The sequence below is a fragment of the Flammeovirga agarivorans genome, assembly GCF_012641475.1.
Classification (GTDB): domain Bacteria; phylum Bacteroidota; class Bacteroidia; order Cytophagales; family Flammeovirgaceae; genus Flammeovirga; species Flammeovirga agarivorans.
In genome coordinates this window covers 71,954-89,798 of sequence record NZ_JABAIL010000011.1, presented here as the reverse complement: position 1 = coordinate 89,798, position 17,845 = coordinate 71,954, and the positions used below count along the sequence as shown (strand labels likewise).

The 17,845-nt window shown below is 36.5% G+C and carries 11 protein-coding genes; all 11 read right to left on the bottom strand.

Features of this window, described 5'->3' with window-relative positions:
* Nucleotides 1–151 precede the first annotated feature (151 nt).
* Nucleotides 152–1,708 carry a tetratricopeptide repeat protein gene (locus tag HGP29_RS24190; RefSeq protein ID WP_168885038.1) on the bottom strand — a complete coding sequence of 519 codons (1,557 nt, stop codon included), beginning with the start codon at nucleotides 1,706–1,708 and terminating at the stop codon, nucleotides 152–154.
* 302 nt (nucleotides 1,709–2,010) lie between these two features.
* Entirely contained in the window at nucleotides 2,011–3,720 is a 1,710-nt protein-coding gene (locus HGP29_RS24185; protein ID WP_168885037.1) for a polysaccharide lyase family 7 protein, read from the bottom strand.
* A 200-nt stretch (nucleotides 3,721–3,920) separates the two neighbouring features.
* The gene (locus tag HGP29_RS24180) at nucleotides 3,921–4,613 is read right to left on the bottom strand and encodes a bifunctional 4-hydroxy-2-oxoglutarate aldolase/2-dehydro-3-deoxy-phosphogluconate aldolase (RefSeq protein WP_168885036.1); all 693 of its coding nucleotides are present in this window, start codon (nucleotides 4,611–4,613) and stop codon (nucleotides 3,921–3,923) included.
* Between the two features lie 3 nt (nucleotides 4,614–4,616).
* The gene (locus HGP29_RS24175) at nucleotides 4,617–5,651 is read right to left on the bottom strand and encodes a sugar kinase (protein ID WP_168885035.1); all 1,035 of its coding nucleotides are present in this window, start codon (nucleotides 5,649–5,651) and stop codon (nucleotides 4,617–4,619) included.
* 1 nt (nucleotide 5,652) lies between these two features.
* On the bottom strand, nucleotides 5,653–6,432 hold the full coding sequence (locus HGP29_RS24170) for an SDR family NAD(P)-dependent oxidoreductase (protein WP_317169963.1): 780 nt from the start codon (nucleotides 6,430–6,432) through the stop codon (nucleotides 5,653–5,655).
* 61 nt (nucleotides 6,433–6,493) lie between these two features.
* Nucleotides 6,494–7,810 (bottom strand): MFS transporter, encoded by a 1,317-nt coding sequence (locus tag HGP29_RS24165; RefSeq protein WP_168885034.1) that lies wholly within the window; start codon nucleotides 7,808–7,810, stop codon nucleotides 6,494–6,496.
* A 20-nt stretch (nucleotides 7,811–7,830) separates the two neighbouring features.
* Complete coding sequence (locus HGP29_RS24160; protein ID WP_168885033.1) at nucleotides 7,831–10,068, bottom strand: alginate lyase family protein; 2,238 nt, start codon at nucleotides 10,066–10,068, stop codon at nucleotides 7,831–7,833.
* The gene (locus HGP29_RS24155) at nucleotides 10,068–12,311 is read right to left on the bottom strand and encodes a polysaccharide lyase 6 family protein (protein ID WP_168885032.1); all 2,244 of its coding nucleotides are present in this window, start codon (nucleotides 12,309–12,311) and stop codon (nucleotides 10,068–10,070) included. Before HGP29_RS24155 ends, HGP29_RS24160 begins: the two co-directional genes overlap by 1 nt.
* 91 nt (nucleotides 12,312–12,402) lie before the next feature.
* Nucleotides 12,403–13,164 carry a PKD domain-containing protein gene (locus HGP29_RS24150; RefSeq protein WP_168885031.1) on the bottom strand — a complete coding sequence of 254 codons (762 nt, stop codon included), beginning with the start codon at nucleotides 13,162–13,164 and terminating at the stop codon, nucleotides 12,403–12,405.
* 113 nt (nucleotides 13,165–13,277) lie between these two features.
* Nucleotides 13,278–14,645, bottom strand: coding sequence for a RagB/SusD family nutrient uptake outer membrane protein (locus HGP29_RS24145; RefSeq protein WP_168885030.1), 1,368 nt, complete (start codon nucleotides 14,643–14,645; stop codon nucleotides 13,278–13,280).
* A 7-nt stretch (nucleotides 14,646–14,652) separates the two neighbouring features.
* On the bottom strand, nucleotides 14,653–17,754 hold the full coding sequence (locus HGP29_RS24140; RefSeq protein ID WP_168885029.1) for a SusC/RagA family TonB-linked outer membrane protein: 3,102 nt from the start codon (nucleotides 17,752–17,754) through the stop codon (nucleotides 14,653–14,655).
* Nucleotides 17,755–17,845: the final 91 nt, after the last annotated feature.

The following is a 17,845-nucleotide window of genomic DNA, read 5'->3' as shown; positions in this document are numbered from 1 at the left end:
TTTTTCAACCTATACTCAATCTATACAACGATTAAAAGATTATTATTTTAATTACTATTTACTTGATTTACTGATACTTAATTAAAAACTATACAACTCTTTTTTTTCATCGTAGAGTTCGAATGTAGAGGTAAACCTCTACAATAATTTATCAGATTTCCATAATAAAATCCTTTAAATGGGTTCCTTTTTCGATATTCAATTTTTTACGTAATCTATACCTGCTCATTTCAACAGATTTTACAGCAACATGGTATTTGTCTGCTATCTCTTTTGATGATAGATTATTTCTAATATCCATGACTAATTGCTGATCTTTTTCGGTTAGACTAGGAAACTTCTCTTGCAATCTATACCTAAAACTCTGTACTACTTTATCTGATATCTCATGAGTCTTATGAGATTGTTGGATGACATTCATAAAATTATTCCATCCCTCTCGAACTTCTTTTGAAGAGTTTTCTTTGATTTGCTCGGATAAGGCATCAATCAACTCATTTCTTTGGTTGAGGTTCAAGGCCAATGTTTCTAGCTTTTCATTCTTAAAAGCTAACTCATTGTTCAACTCTTCCTTTTCCTTTTGTTTAGCAGCTAATTCTTTTTGCAATAGCTCTTGCTTTAAAACTTCTCTTTCTGCTCTTGAACGGAATACATAATAGAATATACCTACTATTAATATCATTAATAATACGCCTACTACTGCCAATTGATATCTTTTCCCTTCGATAGTTTTCGCCTGTTCAATCAATAATTGATCTTGGGCTAATTTCTGCTCTTGGACATTAAGAAGGTAATTCATCACTTCTTGCACTCCCTCATTGTCTACCTTATTATGCAAAGTCAAATATTTCTTTTGAAATAGGTAGGCTTCTTTGTAATGACCGATTAGTTCTTCATAATCAATTCTTACCTTGTAGTATTCCAAAAGACTAAAACTATAAGTGGTTTTATGGGATAGTTCTTCACAAAGATCCAAGAGCTTTTTAGTTTCTTCCAGTTGTTTTTTATTGAGCGTCACTTGTGCTAATAAGGCGTAGGATTCCAACAAGGAAGTCGCCTTACCAGTACTATTTTTAATAGAGTTTCTTAAGCTTGCTTCTGCCTTATCCCAATTTTCATACTCGATATAAATCATTCCAATATTATTATCTAACATAGATTGTAATCGAAGGTGTGGCTTTCCAGATTGTTCAATTAAGAATTTGGCCTTCATAAAGTAATTTAACCCTTTGTCAAAAAGCTTTGCGGCTGATGCGTCAAGTCCCAAGGCGTTGGTATAACGGATTTCACTTTCAAAATCGTTCCTTCGTTGGGCAGCCTCCAATGCTTTTCTATGATATGGGATAGCTTGAGCTGGATTGCCAATATCATAATATACCCAACCTAAAGTGGCCATGATGTCTTGGTAAATGAATGATTCATTATCGTTTTTCAATAACTCCTCTCCCTTTAGTCCATAAAATAGTGCGGTATGGTATTGATGTTTATATAAATAACCTTGTGCTAAGTTCCAATATACCTGAGCTTTCTCTTTTACCTGTTCGTCTGTTAATTGCGTTAGAATTTTCTGAGACAAATCGATACAGCTGTCTGGAGAAGACTCTTGTTTTTGCGTTGCTTTTCTTATCGCATCATTAATACTGTTGGCGTATGTTAACTGAAATGAAAGTAAAACTAATAATAGGATATTTAAAGTCTGCTGTTTCATATTTAGTAATTTGCCCAAATATAAATATGAAATTCTTTAATAACACACAATAACCGTTAATACAACACTTGCAAAAAAAATAGAGACACAGCAATGCCATGTCTCTAAATATTTAGTTTTGAAATTGATCACATTATTCGTTCTACTAGAGCTACCAATAAAAACACATCTATTAAACACTCAAATTTCTGTTTTTTACTCTAGCATGACTCCTAACATGAATGGTTTATGCGTTGTCCATTTGAGAACTAAAATCGCACACACATTAAAGTGAAATTAGATATATATTCGTCCGTTTTCCGTTAATGCTTAACTTTTAAGTAACTGATAGATACCAAGCCATAATCGCTAGTATCCAATGACTTACCTTTCATCGATTGCATATAATTTCCTGCCTTAAAGTAGTTAGAATCACTATTACAACCATTAAATCTGTAAATCTCAGTTCTTGATCCACTTGATGAAATTGAATAAAGAACAACATTGCTATTCTCAAAAATCAATTCCAGGTGCATCTCTTGGTCAAGTGCCCAATTACCATCAATAAAGTCGCCTGACTTATCGCCGTTCTCTTCTGTTACCCATCCCATGATCTTCATTCTCGCTGATCCTGAAGATTGGTTCGGGTTCCCTTCAAACTGAACACGGATTACATCGTCATAAGAGTTAGAAGGCCCGTGAATTTGTCCGAAGCAAAGCTTTCCTGAGCTTGGTAATTGGTTAACAGTAACTTTCCATTCCATACGGTTAGTTCCGCTACCACCGTCCCAATAAATATTTGAAGATCCATTAGCAGTTAATTCTCTTAATTCCGTTCTAGGATTTCCTGATCCAGAAGATGTAGGATAACCTGCATAACATTTAAAGAATACTTTCGAACCATCTGTATAGAACCAATTATCGTTTTCGTAAGTGTCTAAGTTTGGTATTTGATCAACAAAAGTAGGGTTGTTTAATGATCCAGAGAATGCATTTAACTTCCAATTTTGTAATCCAAGTACATCATATGGGTATCCACCAGGAGTTGGATCAACTGGGTCTACTGGATCTGTAGGATCAACGCCGTTCCCATCACCATCAGTCCCTGCAAATTCAACCTCTGTAATACTATTCCATGAGTTTGAAGTATTACCATAGCCAACGATTTGTACATAACGACCAGAGAATGTAGATACATTTACATCTTCTAATTCTACTGTGCTTCCTGAAGCAACTCCAGAATACACAACCGATAAATCGTTTGTAGCATCTCCAGCTAAGATTTCAAAAGTACTTGATCTTTGATCACCCTTAAACCATGCAATTTTTACTGAAGAAACATTTTTTACTGATCCAAAATCATAACGAACCCATTGTCCATTACCATTTGCAGACCAACGAGTACCAATGTTTCCATCAATAGTATTCGATGCAACGTTTCCGTCATCCGATGATGAAGCCACACCAGAAACTGAAAGTGGTCCTTCATTAGATGGAGGAGGAGTTGTACCACCATTGTCAGCAGTAGCTAATTCAAAATCATCATATCTTCCTTCTCCGCTGTTGTATTCTCCTTTAATCGTTACAGTAGATCCTGAACCTGAATTAAAAGATACTGTTTCCAATTTCCAATCAGAAGTATTACCGCTTCTTGATTTTCTTGTTCCATTTACTGTAGCCGAAATTCTCCAGCTACCTTTTACATACGCAGAAAGTTCATAGTCAGTGTTTGATGAAATAGCTACATCTTGAGAAAACTCACCACCTGCTCCGGTGATTTTTGCCGCTTTAGATCCTGTATTTGCATCTCCAGAAACTGCAGAAGGATCGACATCATTCCATCCACTCCAGCTACTTTCGAAGCTACTGTTAGTTAGACCAACCACAGTTCTAGCATTACTGCTTTGAGCAGCATCTTCCTCAATACTCACTTCTTGTTGGTTGTTTGTACAGCTCATTGCACCTGCAAAAAGCATTGTTCCCATTATTACGTTCGAAAACTTCTTTCCAATTAAAATCAACTGGTTGTTCATGATTAATTATTTAATGTGTGCTAAAAAAGAAGCGTTTGTGTTGATTGTAAATTAAAGTGGTTTGCTTTCTACGAAGCCTTGAAACATTGCACACTTGCTAATTGTTAGTTAGGATCCTATAAATTGTTGTAGTTGTTAATTGTCGATAATAAAAAATTTAATGTTAGACATATATTTTTAAAGAATAAGGCGATGACGCCCTAACCCAACAAAGGTTGTTTGACACCTCTTGCCTCTTGTGCCATTACAAATACCTTTTGTATATGTTGGGTTAAAGCTTCATAATCACCAAATTCAATCATACTCTTGTCGAGAAGTTGAGAGCCTAGACCTACACAATGTACTCCTGCTTTAAACCACTCTTGTAGCTCATCAAACTTAGGTTGTACACCTCCTGTAGGCATAATACTAGACCAAGGCATAGGTGCTTTTACTGCTTTCACAAACTCAGGACCACCTACTTGTAACCCTGGGAATATTTTCACTACCTCTGCACCTAACTCTTCTGCATAAGATATTTCAGATGCGGACCCACAGCCCGGCATCCAAGCCACCTTTCTACGATTACAGCGCTTTGCTATTTCTGCATTCAAGATTGGAGAAACGATAAAGTCCGCTCCATTCTGAATATATAAACTTGCAGTATAATCGTCGACAACAGACCCAACACCCATTTTCATATCAGGAGCTAACGATATTACATTCTCCATTACTTTATCGAAAACCTTGTGAGCATTGTCTCCTCGATTCGTAAATTCGAAAACTCTTACTCCTGCTTTATAGCATGCATATACTACCTCCCAGCACACTTCTGGATTGGGATGGTAGAATACCGGAACGATTCCACATTCCTTCATGCTTAAAACAACTTCAATTCTTGTAAATCTTGCCATGAATTATCGGTCGATTTTTTTAATGCTATTTTTATCCATAATCTGGAAAACTTCTTCTTCCGTTGCGATGTTGTAATCTCCAGGAATAGATAGTTTGTATGCAGAAGCAGCCAATGCAAAGTCTAATGCCTCTTTGTCTACTACAAATTTTCTTTTCCCGTGGATATAAGCGGCCATAAATGAATCGCCACCGCCTACTCTATCAATAATTGAAGGGATTTCATGAACATCACCCATCACAAACTCTTCTCCGTTGTAGATCACTCCTGACCATCTGTTGTGTGAAGCATTAATTGTTTGTCTTAAAGTGGTGATCACATAATCAAGGTTAGGAAAAGCCTTCATTACTTCTTTACTGATAAACTTATAACAACGTTTATCAAATCCATCTACAATTTCGTAATCAGATTCCTGTGGTTGAATACCCAAGTACTTAGCTACATCCTCTTCGTTAGCTAAACAAATTGTTGTGTTCTCCAGTAACTTAGGCATGATGTGTTTTGGATCCACACCATATTTCCATAGCTTACTTCTATAGTTCAAGTCACAAGAAACAGGAATTCCTTTTCTATAAGCGGCTTCCACTGCGGCTAAATTGGCTGCAGCAGCACCCTTCGATAAAGCCGGTGTGATACCTGACCAGTGGAACCAATCTGCATCTTCTAAGATGGCATCCCAATCAAATGTATTTGCATCTACATGGGTGATACTTGCTCCAGCTCTATCGTAGATGACATTACCACCTCTTAATGAACCCCCTTTTTCGAGGAAGTACATCCCCATTTTCTCTCCTCCGAATTGGACACCTTCTACTCCAGCTCCCCATTTCTTTACTTCTCTAACAGCAAATTGACCTAATGCATTATCAGGAACGATACTTACATATTCAACGTCATCACCGTATTGAGCTAAAGAGATTGCAATGTTGGCTTCTGCTCCACCTACAGTTGCTTCGTATTGGTTGGCTTGTGAGAAACGAAGGTTGCCCACTGGCGAAAAACGATAAAGTAATTCGCCAAATGTTACTACCTTTTTCATGTTATGAGAACATTAAACCTCCGTTGATATCAATATTGGTACCCGTCACAAATGATGATTGTGGCGAGGCGATACAAGCAACAAAATCTGCTACTTCCTCTGCTTTACCTTCTCTTCCTAATGGAGTAGAAACAGCTACTTTCTCACGTACTGCCGTAGTTGTAAATGTATCGTGGAAAGTTGTTGCTATCATACCTGGACATAAAGAATTAACACGAATGTTTTTCGGTCCTAACTCTTTAGCCATTGAACGAGTAAATGTCATCACTGCACCTTTTGCTGTAGCATAAGCACTTGCTCCTGGTCCACCACCATCTTTACCTGCTTGTGAAGCAAAGTTGACAATAGATCCGCCAGATGGCATATGAGGTACTACCGCTTGCGTCATTAACATGACAGTATTTAAGTTTAATTGAATCACAAAGTTAAAGAAATCAACATCCATTTCATCCAATTTTTTTCTTGCTACTAATCCGCCAGCTACGTTAACTAAAATATCAATTTTACCGCCATAAGCCTGTAACGCTTGCTCAACAACATTATCCACATCTTCTTTCTTGGTCATATCACCTTGAACTAGAATTGCGTCTCCTCCTAATGCCTTTATTTCTATTAAAGTTTGAGTTGCTTGTACTTCATTATCGAAATAGTTAATCACAACTTTTGCCCCTTCCTTAGCTAATTTCATAGACACCGCTTTACCGATATCTCTAGCTCCACCTGTTACAATGGCTACTTTGTTTTCTAATAACATAATAAATTGAAGTTGTACTTCTTTCACTTGTGAAATAAATCAGCTATCTCTCAAAAACTGCTTTAGTGAAAGAAGAGAGATTAAAAATTTATTTTATTGATTTGATTTCTTTAGCGAATAAATAAATCGAGCCTACTCCTAATGGAACGAACACTGCAATCATCACGAAGATGGGTACATAAGAGTAGCTAGAGATAATTGGAACTAAGAAATTCATAATAATTACTGAGAATACACCCACAGTACCACCTAGTCCTGCTAGTGAACCTACCGACTTTCCTGTAAATAAATCACTTGGTATCGTTTGGATATTACTGATCACAAACTGGAAACCATATAATACTAAGGCTACGATAATCACGAATTTTAAAGCACTATCCGCTAAGAAAATTGTCGCTAATAAACCTGTAAACATGATGATACCACCAATCGAGATTGTTCTTTTTCTTGCTTGATCAACAGACGCTCCTGCCAACATCAACTTACCTGAAAAATATCCTCCTGATAAACTACCTAATGCAGCACCTACATATGGTACCCAAGCGAAATAACCGATTTCTTTTACATTGAACCCATACGTATCAGATAAGTATAATGGCATCCAACCTACGAATAACCACCAGATCGGTTCGATGAAAAATCTTGACATTAACACTGACCATGACGCCTTGTGCGATAAAATTTCTTTCATACTTAGACCTGGAGCAGCATCTTTTTTCTCTTCCTGATCAGCAAGAATATATTCCTTTTCTGCTTTAGTAATCCAAGGGTGTTTCGCTGGAATTCCTTTATTAATAATTACCCAAGGAATAACCCAAAGTAGACCCAAGACACCTACAATCATAAAGGTTTTTTCCCATCCAAAAGTGGCCCAAAGAATGGCAATAAGCGGAGGGGCAACAACAGAACCTAATGCTGCTCCTGAGTTAAAAATACCTTGTGCTAAAGCTCTTTCTTTAACTGGGAACCACTCTGCATTATTCTTTACTGCTCCTGGCCAGTTTCCGGCTTCACCCATACCTAGCATAATTCTGAAACCTGCAAATGAGAACACTCCTTTTGCTACTGCATGAAGCATAGTTGCTACACCCCAAACAGAGATTGAAATCACAAAACCAAGCTTTGTTCCGATCTTATCAAACATTTTTCCTGATACTGACTGACCTATAGCGTAAGCAATCATGAAAACATTTAAGATCATTGCATAATCATTCTTACTCATATTAAGATCCTCGGCGATACTTGGCCACATAATGGCCATTGCAGACCTATCGATGTAGTTAATAATTGTCGCCAGACAGACCAATCCAATAATCCACCATCTAAGTCCTTTAACTTGAAAAGTAGATGATGAAGTTGCTTTTTCTAAGCGTTCTTCTTCTGTTACTTTAAATTCTGTTGCCATATTAGCTTTATTGTATTGTTTTACTGATCAATTTCATTTTTAAACAGGACGAATGGACCGTCCCATTTAATCACTCTATCCTTCAAAGAAAGTTGATGTTCTTTAACATCTGAATTGTCCACAGTTGAAAGTATGAAGGTCCATTCTTCATTTTGTTTGTTAGTGAAGTTAACTGTTATATATTCGTTATTTTGAAATGAAATGAATACATCTTTGATTGTACTGTAAGTGTTTTTCGACGCTTCAGTAACGGTAGAATAACTACCATGTGTTTCCAAAATTGAGACCATCCAGTTGTCTCCCTTTTGACCTTGTTTATTAAGGATAATAGAAGGGTCTCTTCTCAAATTAAAGTGAGGATCATTAGCTCCAAGTTCGGCCAAAGTGATACTTTCCCCTTCTGTAGTTGCCATATTCAGAGTGTAAAATCTGTGTTTATCAAACCAATTGATCTGATTAAACGCTCCTTTTACCTCTCCTTCAGCAACATTCCATAAATGTTGATACCCATCTTTTTCACCCAAAGGTTTTAAAGTAGTTGCTCTCTGTAAATCAACTGATGAAAACATAAGTTGACCGTGGTAATGATAAGGTAATTGTAAGAGCTGTGCAGTATCTAATTGTACATTGAATAAATCTAACACCAATGGATTCTCAAAGCTTGAGTCTTTTATTAAAACCAATGTCCTATGTAAGTCTACTTCTTGGTAAGCGTTGCTTTCTTTAGCACTTACTACTTGTACATTCTCCTTATCAGTAGAGAAAATATATTCTTCTGGAGAAATACTGTCAGCTTTTTTAACGTTGCCTTTAAATTGTGATCTTTTACCTACGACCACAGTATTGTGAGCAATAGTTTGTTTTGCCCATGTTTTATTTTCTTTCAAATACCCACCTCCATCTTTCTGATGGATATTGACATATCTTGCAGCGCCATAATCCTGTAAGACTTCTTCCTTACCAAAATTTAGACTGTATGATAATCTATCGAAATGACCATGTCCCATTCCATGTTGAGAGAATTTCATAATCAACTCCACCTCATCACTTCTTAGTACACCAATTCCTCCTTTATCCCCTTTCGGTCCATCACTGAAATAAATACTGTGCTTTTTGAATGGTTGTGCAAGGCCTTTATTTATATCTCTAGCTGCAATGTACCCTGCATAATTTAGAGGTACTCTTTGTTGTTCTTTGATTAGACCAAGTAATCCCTTGTCTTGTTTGCCATAGTAATACCCTAATGCCAGCGATAGTTGTAATTCTCTAGAGTAATACGACATCCCTTTTTGGGCATCATTTAAAGGGAAAAACTCTCCAGAAGCATTCGTTTGTTGTAAAAGTGCATCTACTGCCTTTAACAATACGCCCTCTCTATATTTAAAAATTTCTAATGATGGTTGCTGATTTTCCAACGCTAAAGCGAAGATTAAAAATGGATACATCGCATAACGTTGATAATACGGTCCTTCCGTATAGTATCCGTCAGGAGAGAATGAGTGATCTATTTGAGCAAGAAAACCCGCTTCTTTTTGTCCTTCCTTTGTGATACTTCCACCATCATTATCTTTTACCTTTTCGTCAGTGATCGGTAATCCATACAAAGCCTTTTGTACCAAGTCCTCGTCTTCCATCACAAGGCCAATCATACCTACACCTGCATTAGCCCAAGTACTGTGATTATGTAGGCGATTAAAAAATCGAGGTGTTTCTACGGATAAGAAATCAGCCATTGGTCTAAATAACTCATTGTTTAGCTTTTTTCTTTCTTTTGGACTTAACCAAGAGTAGATACTTCCATAGGCCTGTGATGTATATACTAACCAATTGGCATCATTTAAACATTGCCAGAATATTTTCCCTCTTGCATATGATTTCTTCGAAGGGTGTCTGTCCCAGTTTTTATATTGGGCACTGTACTTCTCCAAAGTATTTTTAATGAATTCTGCGTACGCTTCGTTTCCAGTAATTTGAAACAATACCCCTGCCTTCTGCATTAGAAAATAGTTCTTCTTATGCTGACTATGTGTGTATCCACCTGCCAAATCTTTTGGAGTTGGAACGTCTACACCTTTCTCTAAATAAGGAGCCAATTTTTTCTCAGCTGCTTTTACAGAATTACTAAATAGTTCTACCGTTTCTCCTTGCTTAATTTCCTTTTCCTCCTCATTGGTCAACGTCAATTGATGCTGACCAAAAAGAGGTGAAAAACTAACTATTAGTAAATAAACAAGTATCGTATATTTTCTTATCAACATTATTTATTGATCATTTTAATGTTTTCGAAACTGTATTTATCAGAGTTTGCTACTACTTTGTCCGTCTCTTGAAAAGTACAATTTTTAATTTCTGATATTGGCTCACCATTCGTCAGGAATAACTTTAATGGAGCACTTTTTACCCAATGACATTCATCGATTTCCAGTTTCTGAACACCATGAAATGTCAGTGAAGATTGTTCTTTATTTCTTTTACTATGACCTACATTTTCAAAAGTGCAATCGAGTACTTCAACGTTAGGGCCAAATGTACTTTCATCAGTACCACCTCTATAAACGTCGGCAATTGTGTTGTCTATATTCTTGAATGAAGATTGTTGAATGATCACATATTCTGCGTTGTACATTCCTAGGTCATCTACCTCTTTATCTAATGCAAGAATCGAACCTGTTACTTGATCAAATTGTGAATTTTCAATCAAAACAGTATCAGCCATTGTCGATGGATATATTTTCAAAAAATTGAAAGTGTGATTAATGTTAAGGTTACGAATTTCACAGTCCAAAGTCTTAAAGATATAATTGTCGTTCATCGAATACCTGCTTGTACTAACAATACAATTTCCAGATTGGTCTGGTGCATTTTTAGCATCAATCACTAAATGATTAAGCTCTAAATCTGCCTCATTCTCTAATTGAAAGGCTACAGATTTTTCTGATAAGATTGTTGCCTTGCCTTCACCTTTTAATGTCACAGGAAAATGTATATAAGCTGTCTTCGTTAAAACATATTCCTCATTCCCTTCTAATAAAAGGATATCTCCAGGATTAGCCATTTCAAGTGCCTCAATAATTGTATTGATTCCAGGTTGAACATGGATTTCCTTTCCTTCGTTTAAACCTATCACTTTAGTGTCTTTGTCGTAAAACGCTGGCCCTACTTCCTCTCTTGACACTGGTAATTCAACATCACCTTTAAACCCTATTTTCTTAAGTAATTTTTTACTTGCTGAAAGTAAACCATTACTGTTTTTTGTCAACTGATAATCTATACTTTTAAAACCATTTTCTACAGGAACATTTTCTTCTTTATTTACAAAATTCCCTTCAAATTGAATTCCCGAAATATCATCATAAACCGTAAATAAGCTAGGGTTTGTATTTGTCATGAAAATATTATCGGACATCGTAGAGTTAATCGGCGTTGCAGATCTTTCGGTATCACTTCCTGCACATAATTGAACGTGGTCGCTGTTAAGAATCAAGTTATTGCTAATTACAGCTCCATCTACCTGATTATATCTATTGAGCGGAGAATTCGGTACACCATTCATCACCACCAAAGCCCCTCTAAATCGGTATCCTGTTAGTCCGCTGATATAGTTATTTTTGACTGTTTGTCTTTCATTGATTACTCGAATACCTCCAGTATTGTGCTTTCTTTTTCCTAAGAAGTAGTTGTTTTCTACTAAAGTTCGTTCTCCATGTCTCATGGTTAAAGTCCCCTTACAAGCATCAAATACATTGTCTTGGTATGTATTACCACATGATTTATTAGAGATGATTTCTAACTCTCCATCGCAAGACTCAAAATAATTTTTTCTAACGATTGAGTTGGAATTTGTTCTTGAATAATGACTAGTGCCTATTCTTAATGTTTCTCCTCCATTTGAGCCAAGGTTTTGGCGTTTACCAAAGTAGTTATATTCAATAATGTGATTGTTCTCTCTACTTTCTTCATTATTTAATCGAACCGTAAACGTTACTCCTTTATTTCTTTTATCGATAAGAGCATTATGATCAAAACGATTATCCTTACCGTACATTTCTACCCACTTGTCTGCCTCGTATCGTTCTGGATTACTGAAGTTTTCAATAAGACATTGCGTTACTCTACAGTGGTAAGCAAAATCTTTACTGCTTGTTCTGTAACTAATTACGGCATTCGTAGGCGTATATCCATTCTTAAATGTAAGACCTTCTACAACAAGATATTTCCCTGAAATTCCGATGTAAGACTGTCCTTCTATAATTACTTTTCCGTTTGTTTGTGCTTTTAGAATAATAGGTTTTTCTACCGTCCCCTCTCCTGTAAATTTCACTTCTAGGTCCTTCCAAATACCATTTTTCATCAGGATAGTATCACCGGCAGTGGCCGACGCAATTTGCTCTTCCAATGTAGCGGCATCACTTACGATCACTTGTCCAAGTGATTTAGATGAATACACTACAAAAGACAGTGCTATTATGTTTTTGATCCATATAAAATAGATGTTTTTCATAACTATCTTTTCAAAGGTTGATGTGAGTGAATAAGTTGTTTGTTTGTCAGTTTGTCTAAGACACCCGACCAAAAGCCGGGTGTAATTAGTGTTAGTCTACTTTTTTGATTTCTACAAGATCATATCTTGTTTCAACATCACCGAAGTTCATGCTGAAACGCAATTGAGTAGTATTACTAGCTGTTTCGATCACATAGCTTGTATATACATATTCTGATGAATTTTCTGTTAGAGGAAGCGACTCGTCCACAAACGTAATTCCGTTATCTGGATCCTCCATTAATAATTCACCTGCACTTGTTCCACCTGCCTTACTTACATAATGGAAACTTACATTGTATGTAACACCTCCAGTTACTTTGATAGTCTGATCTAAATACTGACCATCATTACCTATTTTCGCTCCAGTGTCCTGATCTGGAGGAGTTGGTGACCCTGATCCTGAGAAACTGCCCCACACACTGCGGTCGTCACACTCAAAACTGTTACATTGAAATTCAGGTACAAACTCATCTACAATTGCTACTGTGATCGTTGTATCTGAAGATAAATCATTGCCATCTTTTACTTTAAGCACCACATCATATTCGCCTTCTCCTGGGAACATATGTACTGGATCTTTTTCATCGGATGTACCTCCGTCGCCAAAATTCCATTCGAAAATACCCGCAGAGATAGATGTATTTGTAAATGCTACTTCTCTATAATCTTCTTGAGTAGCTTTATAAGAAAAGTCTGCAGATGGTGGTGTTAAATCTGGAATAGAACCCACACCTGGTAATTCTTCTGTACAAGCAAACAAGGTCATGCCTAGTGCACTTGCCATTCCAATATATTTCAAAAATGATTTCATGTCTTTATTGTTGTCGATTGAAAGAAAAGTTTATAGTTGGAGTAGGCATGGAAGATAATCTTACCCGTGCATCAAATAAACTTAAGTTCCAATGCACTACTCCATCAGGTAAATTAGTACCCAGGGTTTTGTGTCAACAAGCCATAGCTTGTATCAATTTCTCTCTGAGGGATGGGTAATAAAAGCTTCGTCGCGTTGAATGTAAATCCATTCTCTTCTGCAAAATCTCCCATTACGTTTTCTGCCTCACCAAATCGAACTAAATCGAATAATCTATGATTTTCAAAGGCTAACTCAACTCTTCTTTCCGCTAATAAAGCATCTTTAGTAAGTGTCTCTCCAGCAGCTAAAGTTGATAAACCTACTCTTGCTCTAATCATGTTGTAAGCATTCACAGCATCTGCATTTGTTGTCGATGACTCTCCTGCAAGAATTGCTTCAGCATACATTAAGTAAACATCAGCCATTCTTAAAACGATCCAATCATTACCACATAATCTGTTATCAGCAGATGATGTTAAGAACTTACCATTTTCTTGCTGATCTTCAGGATTATAAAGAACAGCCATTCTTTCTGTATCCGTTGGATCTACATTGGCTTTGAAATCAGCCGTCACATAGTTAAGACCACTACTTCTACCCAATTTTGTAAACTCATAAGAGAAGTCTTGTGATTCTACAGCATTGTCATTAATAAACTGAATAGCAAAGATGATCTCTGTGTTTAACTCGCTATAGAAAACATCTGAGTAGTTTTCTACTAAAGCATAGTCACCGCTGTTCATTACTGTTTCTAACAACGTTTTCGCACCAGCATAATCTCCAGTAGTTAATTTTACTTTTGCTAAGAGTGCTTGTGCTGCACCTTTTGTAGCTCTACCTTCGTTAGTGTCACCTCTGCTTGGTAATACTTCAATAGCGTCCATCAAATCTTGTTCAATTTGTTGGTAAACAGTATTTGTAGCAGTTTTTGTTGTTGCTTCCTCTTCACCTGGAACAATTACTCTTGTTACCAAAGGAACTTCACCGTATGCTCTTGTCAAGTTGAAGTACATCAATGCTCTCGCAAATTTAGCTTCACTTTCGAACTGTGCCTTTGTAGCTTCTTCAGTGACAACATCCAAAGATGCTATTACTTTGTTCGCTCTGAATACAACATTGTATAAATCTGTCCAATATTCAGATAATGTACCATTTGTTGGCGATACATCCATCTTCTCGAACTGTGCCCATTCCCCTTCACTGTTTTTCGTCTTCGTATTATCAGACCTCATTTCAGTTAGAGCGAATTCTCTTTGAACTGTATTTTGTAATCCATCATAGATAGCAAATACAGCAGCTTCTACTTCATCAGTGTTAGTGTAAAAACCGTTATCACCGATGGCTGAAACTGGTTTTAAATCCAATTGACTCTCGCAAGCAGTAAATGTCCATGCTCCAAAAACTATTGCTGCGACCTTTAATATATTTTTTGTTTTCATGTTGTTCCTAGAATGAAAGATTTAAACCTGCTGAGAATGTTCTGTGAATTGGTGCTGCACCTCTTTGATAACCATAAGTTAATGGTGAATCTAATCCTTGGTTAATACCTTCTGGGTTGTAACCTCTATAGTCTTTACCCATAATGTAGATTAAGTTTTGTGCAGCTACATATACTCTCAATGAGTTAATTCCTACCTTTTTCAATGGCTCAGTTGGTAAAGTATAACCAACATTTAAGTTTCTTAATGTGATATAAGAAGCATCCATTACGATATCGTCAGTAAAGATTCTTTGTTGAACTTTATCTGCGTCTTGGAAGAAGTTTGGATCTTCCTCGTCAGTGATATAATCTTGGTTCGAGCTAAACTGATTGTTTACATACTGAGGATCCATGTTTCTTACTTTCGCACCATGAGAACCTTGGAACATAAAGCTTAAATCGAAGCTCTTGTAGTTGATTGTGTTGTTTACTGACCAGATAAGTTTTGGATAAGGTGAACCTAAAATCGTTCTATCATCTGGATCAATAATACCATCACCATTTAAGTCTTTCACATATACATCTTGAGACTGACCATTGATTGGGTAGAATGGATTCTTGATATTCTCTAAAGGAATTTCTTTCTCCACTACATAACCATAGAATGATGATACAGGGTGACCTTCTTTTGCAATCCACTCTGCCGGACGCTTAGGATCAACTGTTGAAATTAATCCATCTGCACCTGCCATGCTGATCAGCTTATTTTCGTTTAATGAAAGGTTAGCTGTTGTTTGCCATTTAAATCCTCCTGAAACTACGTTTGTTGTACGTACTTCCACTTCAACACCTCTGTTTTCTACCTCACCTAAGTTGACAATTGCATCGCTGAATCCTGTTGCTGAAGGAATCGGTCTGTTCAATAATAGATCTTGGCTATTTCTCTTGTAGAAATCTACACTAAATCCGAAACGATCTTGTAAGAATCCTACATCGATACCTGGGTTAAATTCAACCGATTTTTCCCATCTTAATTGAGGGTTCGATAATGTCGATTGATTAAATCCAGAGTAGATGTTTCCATCAAAAACAGCACCTACAGGTTCTACAAGACCAATTGCAGGATATCTACCGATGATTCTGTCTTCACCGTCGTTACCAGTAACACCATAACTTGCTCTTACTTTCAAGTTACTGATTACTTTGCTGTCTTTTAAGAAGTTTTCTTGGTTGATTCTCCAACCCACTGAAGCTGCTGGGAATACACCAAATTTATTGTCTTCACCAAACTTAGAACTACCGTCTGTTCTGAAACTAACTGATACTAAATACTTATCAGCATATGCATAATTCACACGACCTAAATAAGATACTAATGACTTTTGATTAGCATATGTTTCAGCACCCGTAACGTTCGTTGTTGGGATCGTTTTGATATAATCGAAGTTATAACCGTTGGCCTCTACCTCACTGTAGTTGTTATCCCAGAATTCAAAAGCGAAACCTGCTACAGCATTTAATGAGTGCTTCGTTCCAAATCTCTTATCGTAAGTTAACGTTTGCTCTGTTACAATATGGAATTGGTTACTTCTAGAATCGAAAGCTGAAGTACCGCTCTCTGCGTTTCTACTTGCTTTTACACCTGTGTAACGTTGGTTTCTTGTATTTTTATAATCACCACCTACAGATGAACGGAAGTTTAAACCTTCAGCAATTTTGTATTTCAAATATAAGTTCGTGAATAATTTAGTTTGATACTTTCTGTACTCACGCTCTAAGATTTTAGAAATTGGAGATACATTTGATGTAGTACTGATATCCGTTCCACCAGTTTCGATTGGCATCCCGTTGTCTAAATCATAGTCATCAAACATTCTTTCCATTGCATAATCGCCCACTTTAGCATCTGCCCATCTACCTTCTTCTCTTAAACGGTTCACATATTTGATACTGTTTTCGTCTAAGTATTCAGGTAACCAAGGTGATTGTCTAATTGCATCATGAAGACCAATTGGGAAACGACGTTGGTTACTGTATGAAGGGTTTAAGTTCATACCGAATGATAAACGGTCATTTACTTTAGTATCTACTTTTAATCTGAAGTTGATTCTCTCATAGCTATCTGTAAGAAGAACACCTTCATCTTTTAAATAGTTACCTGAAGCTGAATACTTTGTTTTCTCAGAACCACCTCTAGCTGATAATGAGTGAGATTGGATTGTTCCTCCATCCATTACAACATCATCCCAAGCTGTTTCTGTACCTAACTGTTGGATATATTTCATTCTGTCTGTTAGTTCTCCTTCATTGTTTTCAGTAACAAATGAAGTCCACTCACCAACTGTTTTCAATACATCATTCTTAGGTACTGACTTTATACCGAAGTAACCGTTATAGTTGAACTTCGCCTTACCTTCTTTACCCGATTTGTTCGTAATAAGGATTACACCATTCGAGCCTCTTGAACCATAGATCGCTGCAGATGAAGCATCTTTTAATACTTCGATTGACTCAACATCGTTCATATCCAAACTTGCTAAGTAATCCTGATCTACTACGATTCCGTCTACTACAATAAGTGGATTAGGGAATGAAGTAATTGAACCTACACCACGTACTCGGATAGTTGGAGCCTCACCAGCTGCAGGGTTTGTCATTTGAATGTTAACACCTGAAACTTGTCCCGCTAAAGCATCATCTACCCTAGCTAAAGGAATTTGATCTAAGTTATCGTTAGATACTTTTGATACGGCACCAGTTAAATGTGATTTTTGAACTGCACCATAACCTACCACTACAATTTCGTCTAATTGGCTTGCTTCTTCAAGTAAAGAAATATTTAGTTCCGTTGCATTATTTACTGAAACCTCTTGAGTTTTACAGCCAATAAAAGAGAAAACTAAAACGTCAGTGGGTTTTACCATTAATGAGAAATTTCCATCAAAATCAGAAATTGTCCCTTTACTTCTTTCTGCATCTTTAATAACAATCGATACACCCGGTAATGGAAAATTATCCTGGTTTACGACCTTACCCTTTACCAAATGGGTTTCTTGTGCATATGCATTTGGAATGCACAGAAAGAGTAATAGTGTGAAAGTTGATAGTAATAATTTTATGTTGTTCATTTTATTTCATAAAGAGAGAGCAATAGTACCTTTTCACTTTTGGATAACAAGATGATATATACATTCATTTTGTAGTACTAAAGCTTATTTA